This is a genomic window from Advenella sp. (genome assembly GCF_052108595.1).
Classification (GTDB): Bacteria; Pseudomonadota; Gammaproteobacteria; order Burkholderiales; family Burkholderiaceae_B; genus Advenella.
The window spans coordinates 1-18,848 of the sequence record NZ_JBQEAU010000051.1 but is presented as its reverse complement, the minus strand read 5'-3'; the positions used below and the strand labels follow the sequence as shown (position 1 = coordinate 18,848).

Sequence of the window (18,848 nt, the reverse complement as noted above, 5' to 3'; positions counted from 1 at the left end):
CCTGCGCAAGTGCCTCCATTTGGATCTTCAACGTCACCCCGGCCCACACCAGCGCCACATCCGGCAAGCCAGTCTGCGGCGGGCGGCGGGATCAACCTCGGGCGGCAGGATGAATCGCGCCATGCGAGACCGGCCTCAGCACAGGCAGTGGCCCAAGCAGCAGACCCATCGTCCGCTGCCAGCACGCCGCTGCCGCCTGATCGTGGTCTGAACACCCAGCCTGCCGAACAACCCTATTTAGGCACGCAGGTTCCCGGCGCGCCTTACCGATGGCAACCCGAGGGCGACCAATCGGCTATGGGCAGTTCACCACAAGGCAGCATTGCATCCACAGCGCGAGCAGCAGGCCAATCAGACGCAGCACCCGCCTTCGCCGCCACCTCACTTTCGTCTTCGCCCCTATCCGGTGCAGGCGGCACGCCCGCATCGCCATCCGCGTTCCCGGGACACCCAACACCAGACGATTATGCGCCGTTTCTGAATACGGCCCGCGGTGCCCAGGGCCATCACAGCAAACCGGAATTGTATGTCTGGTCAGATGACGAAAACGACGCATTTAGCCAGGCGGCACAGGCCGATTTTACGCTGAACAGAATCCAGCCAACAGCCGGTCGGCCCTCATTTGATGCGTCGCTGTTTCGGGCGCCATCCCGTCCCGACGCCCTGGCCGCCACGGCGGCACCCGCAGTGCCCCGGCTGTCGGATCCGGCAGCAGACATGCAGGCGGAAATTGACGCGCTGGTAACAGAACTGCTGGACGAATCCCATGAATATCTGAAGCGGCGTCTGCTGGAAGAGATCCCGGAAATTATCGCCAAGTATCGGCACGACCATTGATAACGACTGACAACGGCTGTTGAATTTTTCGCATTTCAGGTAAAATTCAGGGAACTGTCAGATTAAATTGCAGTCTGATGTATACTGAAATTCATAAAAATTGACTTGTTATTGGAGAGACCATGACTGACTTGCGCCAGACTCTACCCCAGGAAGGCTACGCACCCGGCCAGGTGGTGCGCAATCGTGTATTGCGCAATACTTACTGGTTGCTTGCCGCTTCCCTTATTCCCACCGTGCTGGGCGCAGCCCTCGCATTGCAACTGAATCTGAATGCGATGCTCGCCCCGGGCATTTCCACTATTGTCTTTCTGGTAGGCGCCTTCGGCTTGATGTTCGCCATAGAAAAAAACAAGAACAGTTCGCTGGGCGTTGGTCTGCTGCTGTTGTTTACATTTTTCATGGGCATGATGCTGTCGCGCCTGATCGGTTACGTCCTCGATTTCCGTAACGGCGCGCAATTGATCATGCTCGCCTTCGGCGGTACCGCAGTCATCTTCGGTGCGATGGCGACCATTGCCACTACTAGCAAGCGCGACTTCACTGGCATGCAGAAAACGCTGTTCATTGGCGCGATCGTACTGCTGCTGGCAGCCGTAGCCAATATCTTCCTGCAGATTCCGGCACTGGTCCTGACCATTTCCATCCTGGCTGTGGTGATCTTCTCGGCCTTCATGCTGGTGGATGTACAGCGCGTTGTCAATGGCGGCGAAACCAACTATATTTCGGCAACGCTGGCCATTTACCTGGACATCTATAACGTGTTCGCTAATCTGCTGGCCCTGCTGGGCATATTCGGCGGCAGCCGCGAATAATTGCCAGGCCTGCGATCAGCAAGGCGCAGGTATTACCCATCCATAAAGGCCGCCGGTCCCGGGCAACCGGGCAAAGCAACAAAAACCGCTACCACGCGCAACCGTGATAGCGGTTTTTCCTTGCCGGTCAAAATGTACTCGTGCTGGGGGCACTTGTTGGTGCAGCGAGCTTCTATGAGATGTGCTGCAGCGAGATACTTCATGTACGGGCTGATGCGCTCTATATGGTGAGATGCTCTTGCAGTGAACCGCTCTGTACTGCAAGCCTTGTACATAGAGATGCGCTCATAGAACAGGATGCGCGTGCATTATTTCTCATGAGGCAGGCAATGTGCGGACTGGCCTCCCCGGCTAGCGTAAATGCCCACCCGGGACTTTATTGTTTTAATAATCATTTTGTCTTAACAGTTATTGACATTCTGAGCCAACTGTCCAGTCTCTTATCACCTCACACCTATAAGAGGCGCAGAAAGAGCCTGATAACGCGTCTTCCCGCGTGGCTGGCGGTGTGTCGACAACGCATCGAATCGTCATTTTCGCGCTACTTTCAGCGATTTAAGGGTAATTATGTAGTGACGGCTTCCAATAACCTGAATAGACTCGAGCGGTAGCTCGTCCGCAGCGATTTCAAATCAATAAACAAAATACAGGAACCAAATGTTACACACTCTGAAAAATGCCCGCCTGTTCGGCAATATTGCACTCGCCTTCGCCTTATCCGCAGGCACCGCCATGGCTGCCGATTATCCTGACCATCCCGTCTCCATGATTATTCCGTTTACCGCGGGCGGTCCAACCGATAACGTCGCCCGTTCTCTGGGTGAAGCAATGCAAAAATCCCTTGGGCAAACGGTTGTGATCGAAAACAAGGCCGGCGCCGGCGGCACGATCGGTACAACGCAGGTCGCCAATGCCAAACCTGACGGTTACGACATCCTGCTCATGCACATCGGCTTTTCTACAGCGCCATCTTTGTACAAGCGACTCGGTTACGATCCCGAAAAAAGTTTCCGACCTGTTGGCCTGGTGGTCGACGTACCGATGACACTAGTGGCCCGCGCCGACTTTCCGGCAAACAATATGAAAGAACTGATTGAGTATCTGAAAGCCAATCAGGACAAGGTCACCTTGGCCAATGCGGGTGTAGGGGCCGCCAGCCACCTTTGCGGCACCATGTTGATGGACGCCCTTGGCGTAAAACTGCTGACCGTGCCATATAAAGGCGCTGCTCCGGCAATGAATGATCTGCTGGGCAAACAAGTTGATCTGCTATGCGACCAGACCACCAACACGACCCAGCATATCAAGGCCAAAACGGTCAAGGCTTATGCCATTACCAGCGAAAAACGCAATGCCCAGTTGCCCGATCTGCCAACCATGCAGGAAGAAGGCTTCAAGGATTTCAACGTTGGTATCTGGCACGGTATGTGGGTACCCGCCAAAACACCGGATGACATTGTTGCCAAATTGCAGTCTGCACTGAAAGACGGCTTGGCCAGCCCGAAATTCAAGGAACGCATGGATGCACTGGGCGCCACGATCCTAACAGAACAGGCAACCCCAGAGGCGCTGGACGCCAAAGTGAAAGAGCAAATGCCCGTCTGGGCCGAGCTCTTCAAGAAAGCAGGCGTCAAGCCTCAATAAAGGTCCATGCAGGCTGGCCCACCACACGCAACCGTCGCGTTGCGCTCAAGGCTAGTACGGTTGCACTGTAGAAGCGGGATCTGCCCCGCTTCCGACAAAGCCGGAGTCTGATCTCCGGCTTTTTTTATTTACAACAGCGCTTGCGAACCGAGGTGCTCGCAATGACCTTCGAGGTAGCGCCAGGGTTCACTGCAAAAGCTGTTATAACCTCGTGCGATAAATGATCGGATCCAATCATGACCGCCGACAATAGCCGTCATGGCAGTCCGCTCACATCCAGGCTCTTCGGATACTGGACGGAGAATTTCAAGAGTACTGTGCGCTCCTCTCCGGCCTCCAGAGCCAGCTTCTGCTCATAACGGCCATCACCCTTGAGCGCGATACCACTGCCGCTCGGTTCGAGCCGCTTGATATCAATTTTCTCATCGCCTGAGACCGGAAACCGGTCATGTAATATCAACTGAACGGGCTGCTTACGGTTATTACGAATGATGGTTTTGTACTCGTAAGTCAGGCGAGTACCGCTGCCGGTCAGGCCGGTGGACTCGGTAAACCGCTGCAGCGGCTCACGCTTGACCGAAATGGCCTGATCCGCGCCCATTGCCAGTTCCAGTTGCTCTTTGGGAAAAACGGTCTCCATGTCAGATGCCGCAATGAATTCATTATCAAAAAAGGCATTGACGTTACCAGCCAGCAAAGGAAAGTCTTTTTCGTTGTTTATTTTTACTGTTGCAAATACTGCGGGCGCTTCGGATGGAACGAGTTCATAGGACAGCTCGGCCGTTTCCGTCAAAGAGGCCAGTGGCACACGCTGTTGCTGACCGCCCGTTTTGACTGTCTGCTTGCCAGGCACCTCGAAGGTCGTGTTGGTTGCGCTGGTCTGGGCATTTGCCGGCACATAGCTTGCCGCATCCGCCATCTCCATCGCCGGCGCTGCGCCGGCTGCTAATTCTGATTGACGGGCTCTCATTCGCGCGACCGGGGCCGGTACAGGCGGCGCTGCAACATCCACCCGCCACGGCTGCAACTGCGGCAATGAAACACCGGTTACCGGCTGCGCGGTAGATAGCGTAATGGCTACATTCGACCAGTCTTCGGAGGTATTCTGGCTGATCTGACCAAAGTAATTCAGGGAGAGTTTTCCTGTATTGGAGTCATATCGTGCATCATATACAGGCGACCAGGCAGCGCCGGCAACCACATAACTCAGAACACTATTGATGGTCGCGGGCTCGGCAGCGCGCAGCGTCACCACAACTTTACGCGTTTCGTTGTCAGCGCTTTGAGTCAGTTGCTCTTTGCGTTGCGCCAGCACTTTGAGGCGGGCCAGCAACTGCTCCTTTTCCTGCATATGGCCACGCCGCGTTTGCATAGCCTTGACCAGGTGCTCACCGGTAAATGACATCAGGCCGACAAATGCATCCTGCGACAGCGGCGGAACGTCCCGGATCTGCACGCTGTGCCCGTTCTGGTAATTGCGGATGAAACTGATCTGGTTGTCGTCTACCTTGATCTGATCCTCCAGCCGGGCAATCTGCTGCTCCAGTGCATCAATCTGATCGGCCATTTCATTGACCCCGGCCGGTGCACTTGTTTGACGGATATCCGGTGTGCTGGAAACACGCATAATCTGCACGCCAGCACCTGATGCATTGGCATTGAACTGCAGCGAATTTTCATCTACCTCAGCCGGGAGATTGGCAAAGACCAATTCATGTTCGCCGGCCGAAATGTCCTGGCTTGCCACACGATATACCAGCGCGCGATCCGGGTATACCGTCACTTTTTCAATGCGAGACTCGGCATCGAGTGTGTCGGCAAACGCGAGCGGCAAATACATCGTCAGCAGCAGCGTGCCGGCAACGATCTGCTTGCGCAGCTCGTAATCCGGACAGGCTGCGCGACCGGTGTTACGTTCACGTGGGCGGTTCCACTGAAAAGGTTGTTCGCTCATAAATGCTCTCCCGAAGTCTTATTTGAAATAATAACCGAGGTTAACGCCAATCGCGGTCAAGCCGCAGCCAAATCGCATATGTAATTGAGTCATCATCCCCTTGTGCCGCCGACGATAAGCAAGGTTTACAGGCTATTGCCAATGCCGAATGTCGTGGCAGGGAAGACACCAGAGCGAGCGCCATTGAAGGCCCGGAGATTGGGAAGATCAGGAGAACGAGAAGTCGGAAGCCGAAGAATGGGCTATATGACGAGAGCAGGAAAGGAAGATAAGAAAACGTAGAGAATATGCACAAAAGGCAACGACGCATCATCATGAGGCTGGCGTGGCGATTTGATTGGCTTGATCGAAGCGCGCCAAGATTTAATACTGTTTAAGCGACAACAATACGTTTCGCGTCATCAGCGGTTTTTTTTCGAGGTGTTCGTCAATGCGTTCGCGCAGCATGCGGCGCAAGCCAGGTTCGGCGGCAGGCTCGTCAAAGTCCGGACGGCCACCCGCAACGCCATAGCCGGTTTCCTGCAGCAAAGTCCATTCAAAACGTCGCAATGAGCCTGAAGCACGTTCGCCGATGGCAAGTTGCTGCAAAGCCTCACAGTAGGCATCAAACAACTGGGGATGCGCGTCTTCACCGGGCAGCATACGAATCAACAGCTCATTCATATACCAGGCCGACATCAGGGATTTGCCGGTCAGGCCATGCAGGCCGGCCAGCTCGGCGCGGGTAAGTGTTTTGACCTCGCCCTGCCCCGACCAGGACACCAGCAATGGCTCGAATGCCGACAGGACCGGGCGCAGCACCGAATACGGCCGCTTGGCCCCTTTGGCGACCACAGTCACGACACCGTAATCGCGTGCAAACAGCCGGGCAATCAGTGAGGACTCGCTCCAGGCAGTGGCCTGCAACAGATAGGCACTGGCATCCTGTACTCGGCTGCCACGCTTACTCATAGCCCAGATCGCGCAGGGCACTTTCCTTTTCCGACCAGCCTTTGCGCACTTTGATGTAAATTTCAAGAAATACCGGCTTATCCAGCAAGGCAGAAATATCCTGGCGGGCCTCAGTGGCGATGCGTTTCATATGGGTGCCTTTGGCGCCCAGCAAAATCGGCTTGTGGCTGTCGCGCTCCACCACTACACATGCGGCAATGCGCGCCGCATTCTCATCCTCGTCCCATTGCTCAATGACCACGGTACATGCGTAGGGCAACTCATCGCCTACCAGGCGGAAGATTTTCTCGCGAATCAGTTCAGCCGCGATAAACCGGATTGGCCTGTCAGTAAGCGCGTCTTCTTCAAACATGAACTCGCCTTCGGGCAGACGCTGTTCAATCTCGGCCAGCAAGGTATCGAGCTGCACGCCTTTGACTGAACTGACCGGCACCACGGCGTCGTAGGCGAACTTGCCCATGATACGACCGACGAAATCGAACAGGTCATTCTTGTTCTTGAGCGTATCGATTTTACTGACGGCCAGAATGCATTTTTTCGATACCGGCAACAAAGGCACAATCTGCTCGTCGCCGGCAGACCATTTGCCCGCCTCGACCACATGAACGATCACATCCACATCGCCCAGCGCCTGTGTGACAACCCGGTTCATCATGCGGTTCATCGTCCCGCCATGGCGGGTCTGAAAGCCTGGCGTGTCAACAAATACAAACTGGGTGTTGTCACGCGTGAGCACGCCATGAATCCGGTGCCGGGTGGTTTGCGCCTTGCGCGATACAATAGAGATCTTGCTGCCGATCAGCGCGTTGGTCAGCGTGGACTTGCCCACGTTGGGACGTCCGACGACCGCGACAAAGCCGGTTTTTGACGGGCTGCCTTGCGTACCGTCACCTTCGATTGGCGCAATAGGTTCCTGACTCATTTTTTCTCCTGTTCGACCGCGACCGGCAAGGTCAGTTGCGCGACCTTGCGCACTCGCTTTTTGGCGCTGCCTTTGGGCAATACCTTTTCCAGGGCATCCAGCATTTTGCGCGCAGCGGCCTGTTCGGCTGCACGACGGCTGCTGCCGCTGGCCTGACTACGCATATCCAGCTCAGCAATAAAGCATTCGACCTCGAACTGCTGGTCATGAGCCGCACCACTGGTGGCGACAACGTTATACACAGGCAGAGCAAACTTGCGGCCCTGCAACACTTCCTGCAACAGGGTTTTGGCGTCTTTACCCAGGGTATTGAAGTCAACCGAGTCGAGCAACGGCGTATACAGCCCCTCAATCACTGCCTGCACCGATGGTACATCGCTGTCCAGATAGACCGCGGCAAAAATCGCCTCCAGTGCATCAGCCAGTATCGAAGGACGACGAAATCCCCCACTCTTGAGTTCGCCTTCGCCCAGCCGCAAAAATTGCGGCAGTTCAAGTCGGTGTGCAATATCGGCCAGGGTGGCCTGCTTAACCAGACTGGCACGGATCCGGGACAAATCCCCTTCATCCTCGCGCTGCAATCGATGAAACAGAATCGCCGCCACAGTGAAATTAAGGATGGAATCGCCCAGGAATTCGAACCGCTCATTGTGCGTCGCACTGTGGCTGCGATGCGTGAGCGCCTGAACCAGCAAGCGCTGGTCCTTGAATTGATACCCGAGCAGTCGTTCCAATCTTGAAAGGTTCATCACTTAAAGGAACCAATGCGACTCAGATCGCCAAAGTTCATCCATATGAAAAATGCCTTGCCCACGATATTGCGGTCAGGCACAAAGCCCCAGTATCGACTGTCCTCGCTGTTGTCCCGGTTATCACCCATCACAAAGTACTGGCCTTCGGGCACCTTGCAGCGAAAATCCGTGCCCTTATATTCGCAGTTTTCCCTGCCCGGGAACTTTGTCATACCAAGCAGCGCGCCCATGCCCGGCATATTCAGAATAGCGTGTTCATGTTCACCCAGCTTTTCTTCAAGCGCGTCTGGCGTGCCGCTTTGCTGTGATGGATTCACATAAGGCCCAATACGGGTGATTGGCACGGTTTGCCCGTTGATGCTCAGGCGTTTGTTTTGATAGACTACCTCGTCGCCCGGTACACCAACTACCCGTTTGATGAAATCCATATCGGGATTGACGGGATAGCGAAACACCATCACGTCGCCACGTTGCGGCGTATTGATCGACATAATTTTCTGATCGATGATGGGCAGGCGGATGCCATAAGTAAATTTGTTCACCAAAATCATGTCGCCGTTCTGCAGTGTCGGCAGCATGGATCCTGACGGAATCCGGAATGGCTCAAAGAGAAACGAACGCAGGACAAAGACAAACAGGATGACAGGGAAAAAGCTCAGCGAGTACTCGATCCACCAGGGGCGGTGTGCCTGCTCGTCCTGGCCATACTCGGCCACACGCCGCTTGCGAAAAACAAGGACATCCAGCAGCTTTACCAGGCCTGTGATCACCAGCAATACAAACAGGATCAATGCAAAATTCATCTTCTACTTCCTTATTTATCTTCAACCTGGAGAATGGCCAGGAACGCTTCTTGTGGAATTTCCACACTGCCCACCTGTTTCATCCGCTTCTTGCCTGCTTTTTGTTTTTCCAGCAGTTTTTTCTTACGCGAAATATCTCCGCCATAACACTTGGCGAGCACGTTCTTGCGCAGCGCCTTCACGTTTTCACGTGCAATAATTTCCGCACCAATGGCCGCCTGAATCGCAACGTCGAACATCTGGCGCGGGATCAGGCCGCGCATTTTCGATACGACTTCGCGACCGCGATAGCGGGCATTGGCGCGGTGCACGATCATGGACAAAGCATCGACCCGCTCATTATTGATTAGCAGATCGACCCGCACCACGTCGGCAGAACGATACTCCAGAAACTCGTAGTCCATGGACGCATAGCCGCGCGATACGGACTTGAGCCGGTCAAAGAAATCGAGCACGATTTCGGCCAACGGAATTTCATAAACCAGATGCACCTGACGGCCGTGATAGCTCATATTGATCTGGTTGCCGCGCTTGGCAATACACAATGTAATGACCGCACCGACATATTCCTGCGGCATGAACAGCGTCACCGAAACAACAGGCTCGCGGATGTCGGTAATCTGACCGACTTCGGGCATGCGGGACGGACTTTCGATGGTCAGTATTTCGCCATCGTTGCGTTCAACCTCATAGACCACCGTCGGCGCGGTGGTGATGATGTCCATGTCGAACTCACGTTCAAGCCGTTCCTGCACGATTTCCATGTGCAACAGCCCCAGGAAGCCGCAGCGAAAGCCAAAGCCCAGCGCCTGCGAAACCTCGGGTTCGAACATGAGCGAGGAATCGTTCAGGCGCAATTTTTCAAGCGAGTCGCGCAACTGGTCATATTCGCTGCTTTCCACAGGATACAGGCCGGCAAACACCTGCGGCTTGACTTCCTTGAAACCCGGCAGCGGCGTGCTGGCCCGCTTGCCGGCAAGGGTAATGGTGTCGCCTACCTTGGCATCGGCCAATTCCTTGATACCGGCAATGACAAAGCCGACTTCGCCTGCTGAGAGCAACGCGCGTGGTTCTGATTTGGGGGCAAACACACCTAGCTGTTCACACAGGTGGGTTGCACCGGTTGCCATGAACAGAACCTTGTCCTTGGGCCGCAAGACCCCGTTCTTGATCCGCACCAGCATGACCACGCCGACGTAATTGTCGAACCAGGAATCGATAATCAGGGCCTGCAAAGGTTCATCGACGTTACCGACCGGTGGTGGCACTTTGGCCACGATCATTTCCAGAATTTCGTCAATGCCCACGCCGGTCTTGGCACTGGCCTTGATGGCGTCGCTGGCGTCAATACCGATGACGTCTTCGATTTCCTGGCGTGCTTCTTCAGGCTCGGCCGATGGCAGATCCATTTTATTGAGCACCGGTATCACTTCAACACCCAGCTCGATGGCGGTATAACAGTTCGCGACGGTTTGCGCCTCTACCCCCTGGGTGGCATCCACCACCAGCAATGCGCCTTCACAGGCGGATAAAGACCGACTGACCTCATAGGAGAAGTCCACATGTCCCGGCGTATCGATCAGGTTCAGGTTGTAGATTTTGCCATCGCGCGCCTTGTAATGCAGTGCGGCGGTCTGGGCCTTGATCGTGATGCCCCGCTCCCGTTCGATATCCATGGAGTCGAGAACCTGCTTGGACATCTCGCGGTCTGCCAGTCCGCCGCAACGGTGAATAAGGCGGTCCGCGAGTGTGGATTTGCCGTGATCAATATGGGCAATAATCGAGAAATTACGTATATGTTGCATAAAAAGCGCAAAAGTGCAGTGCTGGCGCAGACTCGAAAGAGTACGCACGCCTGTTCCACCACAGTAAGGATGCCAGCGGCATCGGGAATGGTTTGGCTGCAGAGCCTGCACCCGGACTGCGGTCGGGCTCGGACATGTCGCGAGCTGGCCTGTCACAGCGGTTCAGACTCAAAAAAAGGGGCGCATGAAGCGCCCCTTGGCCTGCATATCGTATTGTAGCCTTATTTTGCAGGTGTTACAGGTACCCACTGCGTTAAATTGTCACGCCGTACCAGCAGGGCCGCTGCCTTGCCTTTTTCAAGCTTGCCCACGATTTCGCGGAAATGCTGAACATCCTTCACATCCTGGTTGTTCAGCGCAAGAATCACGTCACCCGGCTGGATGCTGGCTTCCAGCGCGGCACCCTTGACGTCCTTGACCAGGACTCCGCCCCTGATGCGCATGCGGCTTTGCAGCGAAGACGGAACGGGTTCTACCACCAGGCCCAGGCGATCGGCACTGCCTGCATGCTCCTGGGGCTCGTTGCTATTTGCGGTGTCAGACGGCGAGCTTGGTATTTCCGCGATCCTGACCTTCAATGTCTCGTATTTACCACGGCGCCAGACTTCCAGCGAGGAGTCTGATTCGGGTTTGGTCTGTCCTACCAGGCGTGGCAGATCGGACCATTTTTTCACCTCTGAGCCATTGAACTTGGTGATGACATCGCCTGCCTGAACACCGGCCTTGTCAGCGGGGCCACCCTGCTCGACATTGCTGACCAGTGCGCCGGCGGCCTTGGGCAGGCCAATGGCCTTGGCAACCTCTTCGCTTACTTCGCCAATCTGCACGCCAATACGACCACGGGTAACCTTGCCGGTGGTCTTCAGTTGCTCAACCACACGCATGGCTTCGTCGATCGGGATAGACAGGGAAATACCCATGAATCCACCACTTTGTGAGATGATCTGCGAGTTAATGCCCACCACTTCGCCGGACAAATTGATCAGCGGTCCACCGGAATTACCGGGGTTGACCGCAACATCGGTCTGGATAAACGGCAGGTATTCACCCGTATCACGGTTGATGGCGCTCACAATACCGGAAGTCACCGTGGAATCCAGTCCAAAGGGTGAACCAATAGCCAATACCCACTGCCCTTTTTTCAGCGTGTTGGAGTCGCCGATTTTCAGCAAGGGCAGGTTCTCTGCCTGAATCTTAATAAGCGCAATATCGGTACGTTTGTCGGTACCGATCACTTTGGCCTGATATTCCCGGCCATCGTTCATGGTCACCGTGATTTTTGAGGCGCCATCGACCACGTGATTATTGGTCATGATGTAGCCGTCTTTGGAGATAATGAAGCCTGATCCCACGCCGCGCGGTACGCTGCGCTCTTCACCTTCGCCGCGAGGCGAGCGGTCCGATCGTGGGCCACGATCGCGCGGCGGCATGAAATCAGGGCCAAAGAAAAAGCGGAACAGATCCTCGGGGCTGTCGCCCGGGCCAAAGCCCTGTGTCGGACGCGACGATATCTTTTCCATGGTGCGAATGTTGACCACGGCATTTTCGGTTGCCGCCACAATAGAGGTAAAGTCAGGCAGCGCAGTCACGGCGGTCGAGGTCGGCACGGGCGCCGCAGGCGCATTCTGCGCCATGCCGGTATACGGTAGCAACACAGTCGCACTGCCCAGTCCGATCATTGCCGCGACGATAGCGGTCTGTAGCGGTTTTTTGACCTTGTTATTCATGAGTAGCCCTTTTCAGTATTTACTGTTTTGAAACAGGTTGAATGAATTTTGTAGAAACGGCCAGGTCTTTAAGTGTCGCCAGAGGGATCGCGCCGATGGCGGTAAGCCAGTAATCGTCGACCCGCTGACGGAATACATTCATCGAACCAACCCTGGCATCTCCTTGATTATTAAAGGTTTTTTCAGAATCCTTTACTTTCTGGATAAATACCGAGATGGAAGACAGACCGTCTGTAAGTATTAGTTGCTTTACGTTCTCTTTAGTTCCTTTCGGACGAACGATGCTCATGATGGGCGCAAAACCTGCTGGGTACCGGATTCGCCAGCCTTCCAGCGGCAGATCCACCGCCACAGGCTTGTGCTCCACACGCTTCCATTGCGCGTAATCAAATGCAGATTTCAGATTAGCAGTGTCCACGTTGCTGCCCACCGACAGACCCGTGAACGTCACCTGCTCAATCACGGTACCCTGCTCATTCACAGTCTGCGACTTGAGCAACAGCCGGGATTTTTCATCAGCGCAAAACCGATAGCCATAACGGTCCTGAACCCGGGGGTGTACTTCGATCATATCGCAGGGACGACCGGCAACGCGCGTGCTGTCGTTCTGCGCCCGGATTTCGTAATACTTTTCAAGATTGTCGATCGGGCCAAGTAATAACGCAGGAAAACGATCCTTGCGTGGCTTATCCACAATCACCATTTTGCGGGCGGGTATCAGGCTTTCCACAACGTTGTTGTTGCGCAGGTATTCCTGCGCATCGCCGTCGAGCACCTCCAGACGCTCCTTGACGCCTTCGCCGTCAACGACATGCGTTACCCTTGAGGTAATCATGACATTGCCCTGCTGATATAGGAACGTACCGCTGTAGTCGGTGGATTCCGCCGCTTTTTGGATTTGCATAAGTAACTGCACGGGCGTTGCTGCATACGCCGGCAGACAGGGGAAGATGGCCCAGCATACGGCCAGCATGACGCAATGAGAACGTCTGCAAGTAAAAAGCGGCCTGTCCTGTCCGATCACTGCACATCCCCGATTTCATACGAAATTCGGCGAACCGGATAGGCGCCTACCATTTGGCTGTGCGCTGCAACGTAATCGTCAAAGTCGTTCTGCGGAATATCGGCCGGTGCCGCCGATTGGCTGGCGGCAAGCGTTGGCGGCGCAGGTGGTGCAATGTCCCCCTGGAAAGGGTCATTGAACCATACTAGCGCAGCCACGGCCGCTGCAGCGGCAATGCCGGAGGCACCCCAGCGCAGATAGCCACGCGCCGGTGCGGCGTGATGGGTCGGTTCGGCCGCGATCAGCTTGCTTATGCGGGCATTGAACAGATCGGAGGGCTTGATGGCCAGATGCTCGTTGCGCATCACGTCGCCAATCAGATGATAGGCATCCCAGGTCTGGCGACCATAGGGCGTATCGATTCTGGACGCGTCAAAGGCATCGCATTCACCATCCACCATTTCGGAGATGGATTCATTCCAATCGATCGCAGGAGGAGTTCGTGTGTTTTCCATTATATATTCCTTACCAACGGCGATCCATGGCCTGTCCCAGGACAGGTTTGAGCTTCGCCGCGATGGCTTCCCGTGCACGGAATATACGGGAGCGTACCGTACCAACCGGGCAGGCCATAGCCTGTGCTATTTCTTCGTAACTCAGGCCTTCCAGTTCTCTTAGCACAATTGCCATGCGCAGGTCTTCGGGCAATGTTTCGATCGCGTCGTTGACAGTCTGGACGATTTCCTGCGTTACCATGCTCGATTCAGGCGTGGCAATATCTATAAGATTGTCTGAATGAGAAAAAGTTTCACCATCTTTATTTTCCAACGAATCCGGATAGCTCAACTTGCGGTCCGAAGAAGATAGCCAGTTACGGGCGGTATTGATGGCAATCCGGTACAACCAGGTATAAAACGCGCTTTCCCCGCGAAACTGCGGGATCGCGCGATAGGCCTTGATAAACGTTTCCTGCGCGATGTCCTCAACTTCGCTATGACTGCCGATCATGCGGGCCAGCAGCCCCATGATCTTGCGCTGATATTTCAGGACCAACAGGTCAAAGGCCTTTTTGTCACCCTTCTGAACCCGCTGTACCAGCTCCCAGTCAACGTCGCGCTCACTCATATTGCGATCCTTGCGGCGACATCCTGCGCATGTGCCCATTGGGCAGAGTGCACCAGCACACAGAAACGCCGCCAGGCATCAGGCTGCTGGCCAGATGCCCAGACCGTCACGATATCAGGACGAGAATGAGGGAAATAGGGATCGCGCAGTACCAGGGTAAACCACAAAGGTCCCTGCCAGTATTGTTGCAGGATGCGAAGGTCGCCGTCGATGGCGCCCGGCGGCGAGACGCCGCGAAAAAGCCGATAGTGACCGTCGGGCCCGATTTGAACAAAACGTTTGTTACCGGCACGGCGACCAGCCAAATGCCTGCGGCCGGCCAGGGCGAGCAGCGCAAGCAGAACAGCCGCCTGAGGACCAGCAATACAGAGCATGGCTAAGGTTGCCACGACATGATGGCAAACAGTAATGTAACCGGGCTGCCCGACATGGAGTCGAGCCTGCCAGTGCCGGTTCAGTTCGTACTGCAAATCAGACCCGTCTGACAATCATGGACCCGTTGGTGCCGCCAAATCCGAAAGAGTTGGACAGCGCCACATCAATTTTCATTTCGCGAGCGACATTGGCACAGTAGTCCAGATCGCACTCGGGGTCCTGATTAATCAGGTTGATCGTGGGCGGCGATACCTGATGATGCACCGCCAGCGTAGTAAAGACCGCTTCGATGCCGCCTGCAGCGCCCAGCAAATGGCCAGTCATGGATTTGGTCGAATTAACGACCGTTTTATAGGCATGGTCACCCAGCGCCAGCTTGAGCGCCTCGGTCTCGTTCTTGTCGCCCAGTGGCGTTGATGTGCCATGGGCATTGACGTAGTCAACCTGGTCTGCGTTAAACTTGCCGTTCTTCAAGGCATTCAGAACGCCGCGGCGGGGGCCGTCACGATCCGGTGCAGTGATATGATGCGCATCGGAACTCATGCCATAGCCGGCAAATTCACCATAGATGCGGGCGCCACGGGCTTTGGCGTGTTCGTATTCTTCAAGCACCAACACCCCTGCCCCTTCACCCAACACAAAGCCATCACGATCGACATCCCAGGGACGAGAGGCCGTCTGGGGATCGTCGTTACGGGTGGACAGCGCGCGCATGGCAGCAAAACCACCAATACCCAGTGGTGACACCGTGGCTTCGGCGCCACCGGCCAGCATCACATCGGCATCGCCGTATTCGATCAGTCTGGAGGCATCGCCAATGGAGTGCAGACCAGTTGTGCAGGCAGAGACCACCGCATAGGTTGGTCCCTTAAGCCCGAGCATGATGGAAACCTGGCCGGAAATCAGATTGATCAGGGAAGCAGGAACAAAAAATGGGGAAATACGGCGCGGACCTTTTGCAAGGTATTCAGTCTGGGTTTCTTCAATGCGCTGCAACCCGCCGATACCGGAACTGACGATGGCGCCAATGCGATCGGCGTTCTCTTCAGTAACCGTGAGACCCGCATCTTTCCAGGCGTCGACACTGGCAGCAATGCCGTAATGGATAAAGGTATCCATTTGTTTGGCTTCTTTGGCCGACAGATACTGCGTGACGTCGAAATCCTTGACTTCGCCCGCAATCTGCGCACTGAACCCGGAGGCATCAAAGCGTGTGATACGGTCAATGCCGGAACGTCCGTTGACAATATTATCCCAGGCCTGCGGTACTGTATTTCCGACCGGGGATACAATTCCCAGTCCGGTGATGACAACGCGTCTTTTCACGGTTGGCTCCTACCCTATACTGAAGTAAATATGAATCAAAACCCTGAAATAAAAAAAGGGTCTGGAAAAGGTTTATACCGCCCATATCGCAAGGGATATTGACGTGAGCCACTTTCCAAAACCGCTTTTTTTATTGCAACCGGCGGCTCGCGCACGCCGGTTGACTCGCACAAATTAACCTTTGTGAGAGTTGATATAGTCGACTGCCTGCTGAACGGTTGTGATTTTTTCAGCTTCTTCGTCAGGAATTTCTGTTTCGAACTCGTCTTCAAGTGCCATGACCAACTCAACCATGTCCAGTGAATCTGCACCCAGGTCGTCAAGAAATGAAGACTCGTTTTTAATTTCTGCTTCATTTACACCAAGTTGTTCTGCGACGATCTTCTTGACGCGTTGTTCGATGCTATCCATGTAAATCTCCAAAGGGGGAAAATCCCGCTATTTTAGCCAACTACAAACCGATTGCAAAAGGCTTTATGTGAAAAAAATATTTTAGCGAAACTGGTTTCTGAAAACAGTAAAACTAAAACACAGTTTAAAAATAAACAACTGCTCTTTTACGTATCCTGCATTTTAGTAAAATTTCAGCTCTGTATAAGAAAAAGAACCCGACTGCCTCAAATTACCTGCCCTGCTCGCCAGACTAGTGGTGCTCAAGGGCATGACAGGCCCGGATCCTGCGCGAACAAGCGGGCGATCAAGCCAGCCGATCCGCAGGAAAAACAGATTTACTGCATGAACATGCCGCCATTGACATGTACCGTTGTACCCGTAATATACCCTGCTCCAGGCCCTGCCAGAAAAGCAACAGCATTGGCTACGTCGGCAGGTTGGCCCAGGCGGCCCAGGGGAATCTGGCCCAGCAGGGCTGCGGTCTGATCCTCGCCCAGGGCACGCGTCATATCGGTATCGATAAAACCAGGCGCCACGCAGTTAACGGTAATATTACGGCTGCCTAGCTCGCGCGCCAATGCGCGCGTCATTCCTGCCACGCCGGCCTTGGCGGCCGCGTAGTTGGCCTGTCCGGGGTTACCGGCAGATCCCACCACCGATGTCACGTTGATGATGCGGCCGGCGCGCGCTTTCATCATAACCCGCAGAACGCCACGCGAGAGCCGGAATACCGAATCCAGATTGGTGCCGATCACAGCAGACCAGTCGTCGTCTTTCATGCGCATGGCCAGGCCATCGCGTGTAATACCTGCATTATTGACCAGAATATGAGGGCCTCCCTCTTTGCCCAGCTCGGCCAGCAAGGCATCGCAGGCGGCAGCATCTGTCACATTGAGCACCACGCCACGACCCTGATTGCTCGCAAGCATGTCGCTGATGGCCTGCGCGCCTGCTTCAGATGTAGCCGTACCCACAACGGTGGCGCCGCGTTTGGCCAGCTCAAGCGCGATTGCCTTGCCCAGGCCACGGCTGGCCCCGGTGACCAGCGCAATCTGGCCCGTAAGTTCTTTCTGTTCTGACATGCCTGTTCCTTATGCGTTGATTTGAGCGAGCGCAGCATCCAGAGATGTCTGATCATTGACAGATACCGTCACCAGCTCGGGTTCGATACGCTTGATCAGCCCGGCAAGCACCTTGCCAGGACCGCATTCCACCACGTGTGTAACGCCGCGAGCCTTCATGGCCCTGACCGTTTCCACCCAGCGCACCGGGTGCCAGGCCTGACGCACCAGCGCATCGGCGATAGCCTGGGTACTGGTGGCAACTGCAACATCGACGTTGTTGATAATCTCTGCCCTGGGCATATTCAGCGTCAGTTCGCCAAGCGCCTGTTGCAGCACCGCAGCAGCCGGCTCAAGAAGCCGCGAGTGAAATGGCGCGGACACCGGCAGCAGCAGCGCCCGTTTGGCCCCTTTTGCCTTGGCCAGGTCGCAGGCGCGCTGCACCGCGTCCTTGTGCCCGGCAATCACTACCTGGGCCGGTGCGTTAAAATTGACCGCTTCGACAATGGTATCTGTGCTGGCTTCGCTACATACCGCGAGTACGGTCTCGTCATCCAGCCCCAGAATGGCCGCCATGCCGCCCGTACCCACCGGTACAGCGTCCTGCATTGCACTGGCGCGAATGCGCACCAGGCGCACGGCATCTTCAAGCGAGAACGTGCCCGCCGCGGTCAGGGCCGAGTATTCGCCCAGACTGTGTCCGGCCATGATCTCGGGTTGCGAGCCGCCGGCCTGACGCCAGGCATCATACATGGCCACACTGCAGGCCAGCATGACCGGCTGCGTATTGACAGTCAGATTGAGTTCTTCGGCAGGTCCCTGCTCGACAAGGGCGCCCAGATCCTGGCCCAGCGCCGTGGATGCGCGCTGCATGGCAGCGTCGATGGTCGGGTTGCCCGCCCATCCGGCAAGCATGCCGACGGTTTGCGAACCCTGTCCTGGAAATACGAATGCGAGTTTCATTGTTTTCTGTGTTGAAGTGAAAATTCAGATACGGGCAAGAACGGAGCCCCAGGTAAAACCGCCCCCCACGCCTTGCATGAGAACCAGATCACCCTTTTTGATACGACCGTCGCGACGCGCCACATCAAAGGCCAGCGGCACGCTTGCAGCAGAGGTATTGGCGTGTTCGCCCACCGTTGCAACCACTTTTTCGCCGGGGATGCCCAATTTGCGTCCCAGGAAATCAATGATGCGGATATTGGCCTGATGCGGCACCATCCAGTCCAGTTCGCTGATCTGAACGCCTGCTTTCTCGCAGACTTGGCGCCCCGCCTTAAACTGTCCCGTGTCAGGTTACTTGTAGACCTACTTACGAGCCAGGCGCACGACGAGGAAGCCGGTGACCTGAAAAG

The 18,848-nt window shown here is 55.3% G+C and carries 17 protein-coding genes and 2 pseudogenes; 3 read left to right on the top strand and 16 right to left on the bottom strand.

Annotation, left to right across the window (positions count from 1 at the left end; translation table 11 throughout):
* The 3 genes and pseudogenes from ACTIKR_RS10830 to ACTIKR_RS10820 form a co-directional block, all read left to right on the top strand.
* A pseudogene (locus tag ACTIKR_RS10830) lies at positions 1-837 on the top strand (hypothetical protein); the annotation flags it as partial.
* Positions 838-959: 122 nt separating this feature from the next.
* Positions 960-1,652: a Bax inhibitor-1/YccA family protein gene (locus tag ACTIKR_RS10825; protein ID WP_193087118.1), complete on the top strand. Its 693-nt coding sequence runs from the start codon at positions 960-962 to the stop codon at positions 1,650-1,652.
* 657 nt (positions 1,653-2,309) lie between these two features.
* Positions 2,310-3,296: a tripartite tricarboxylate transporter substrate binding protein BugD gene (locus ACTIKR_RS10820; RefSeq protein ID WP_442327830.1), complete on the top strand. Its 987-nt coding sequence runs from the start codon at positions 2,310-2,312 to the stop codon at positions 3,294-3,296.
* A 256-nt stretch (positions 3,297-3,552) separates the two neighbouring features.
* Here the strand turns inward: ACTIKR_RS10820 and ACTIKR_RS10815 are convergent, their stop codons facing one another.
* From ACTIKR_RS10815 to ACTIKR_RS10740, 16 genes and pseudogenes are all read right to left on the bottom strand, one after another.
* Positions 3,553-5,250 (bottom strand): mucoidy inhibitor MuiA family protein, encoded by a 1,698-nt coding sequence (locus ACTIKR_RS10815; protein WP_193087120.1) that lies wholly within the window; start codon positions 5,248-5,250, stop codon positions 3,553-3,555.
* A 363-nt stretch (positions 5,251-5,613) separates the two neighbouring features.
* Entirely contained in the window at positions 5,614-6,201 is a 588-nt protein-coding gene (gene recO / locus ACTIKR_RS10810) for a DNA repair protein RecO (RefSeq protein ID WP_193087121.1), read from the bottom strand.
* Positions 6,194-7,123: a GTPase Era gene (era, locus tag ACTIKR_RS10805; protein ID WP_193087122.1), complete on the bottom strand. Its 930-nt coding sequence runs from the start codon at positions 7,121-7,123 to the stop codon at positions 6,194-6,196. Before era ends, recO begins: the two co-directional genes overlap by 8 nt.
* Positions 7,120-7,872, bottom strand: coding sequence for a ribonuclease III (rnc, locus tag ACTIKR_RS10800; protein WP_014750365.1), 753 nt, complete (start codon positions 7,870-7,872; stop codon positions 7,120-7,122). Before rnc ends, era begins: the two co-directional genes overlap by 4 nt.
* Positions 7,872-8,678 (bottom strand): signal peptidase I, encoded by an 807-nt coding sequence (gene lepB / locus ACTIKR_RS10795; protein WP_193087123.1) that lies wholly within the window; start codon positions 8,676-8,678, stop codon positions 7,872-7,874. Before lepB ends, rnc begins: the two co-directional genes overlap by 1 nt.
* An 11-nt stretch (positions 8,679-8,689) precedes the next feature.
* Complete coding sequence (gene lepA / locus ACTIKR_RS10790) at positions 8,690-10,483, bottom strand: translation elongation factor 4 (protein ID WP_193087124.1); 1,794 nt, start codon at positions 10,481-10,483, stop codon at positions 8,690-8,692.
* A 221-nt stretch (positions 10,484-10,704) separates the two neighbouring features.
* Positions 10,705-12,210, bottom strand: coding sequence for a DegQ family serine endoprotease (locus tag ACTIKR_RS10785; RefSeq protein ID WP_193087125.1), 1,506 nt, complete (start codon positions 12,208-12,210; stop codon positions 10,705-10,707).
* A 19-nt stretch (positions 12,211-12,229) separates the two neighbouring features.
* Positions 12,230-13,114, bottom strand: a complete 885-nt coding sequence (locus ACTIKR_RS10780; protein WP_193087126.1) for a MucB/RseB C-terminal domain-containing protein — start codon at positions 13,112-13,114, stop codon at positions 12,230-12,232.
* Positions 13,115-13,230: 116 nt separating this feature from the next.
* Entirely contained in the window at positions 13,231-13,728 is a 498-nt protein-coding gene (locus tag ACTIKR_RS10775; protein ID WP_193087127.1) for a sigma-E factor negative regulatory protein, read from the bottom strand.
* A gap of 10 nt (positions 13,729-13,738) precedes the next feature.
* The gene (rpoE, locus tag ACTIKR_RS10770) at positions 13,739-14,338 is read right to left on the bottom strand and encodes an RNA polymerase sigma factor RpoE (protein ID WP_442327829.1); all 600 of its coding nucleotides are present in this window, start codon (positions 14,336-14,338) and stop codon (positions 13,739-13,741) included.
* Entirely contained in the window at positions 14,335-14,712 is a 378-nt protein-coding gene (locus tag ACTIKR_RS10765; protein WP_193087128.1) for a hypothetical protein, read from the bottom strand. Before ACTIKR_RS10765 ends, rpoE begins: the two co-directional genes overlap by 4 nt.
* Before the next feature lie 97 nt (positions 14,713-14,809).
* Entirely contained in the window at positions 14,810-16,039 is a 1,230-nt protein-coding gene (gene fabF / locus ACTIKR_RS10760; RefSeq protein ID WP_193087129.1) for a beta-ketoacyl-ACP synthase II, read from the bottom strand.
* A 174-nt stretch (positions 16,040-16,213) separates the two neighbouring features.
* Complete coding sequence (gene acpP / locus ACTIKR_RS10755) at positions 16,214-16,450, bottom strand: acyl carrier protein (RefSeq protein ID WP_014750355.1); 237 nt, start codon at positions 16,448-16,450, stop codon at positions 16,214-16,216.
* 317 nt (positions 16,451-16,767) lie between these two features.
* A complete protein-coding gene (gene fabG, locus ACTIKR_RS10750; RefSeq protein WP_193087130.1) occupies positions 16,768-17,514 on the bottom strand; it encodes a 3-oxoacyl-ACP reductase FabG in 747 nt (248 codons plus the stop codon).
* Positions 17,515-17,523: 9 nt separating this feature from the next.
* Positions 17,524-18,456: an ACP S-malonyltransferase gene (fabD, locus tag ACTIKR_RS10745; RefSeq protein WP_193087131.1), complete on the bottom strand. Its 933-nt coding sequence runs from the start codon at positions 18,454-18,456 to the stop codon at positions 17,524-17,526.
* 24 nt (positions 18,457-18,480) lie between these two features.
* A pseudogene (locus ACTIKR_RS10740) lies at positions 18,481-18,771 on the bottom strand (3-oxoacyl-[acyl-carrier-protein] synthase III C-terminal domain-containing protein); the annotation flags it as partial.
* Positions 18,772-18,848 lie beyond the last annotated feature (77 nt).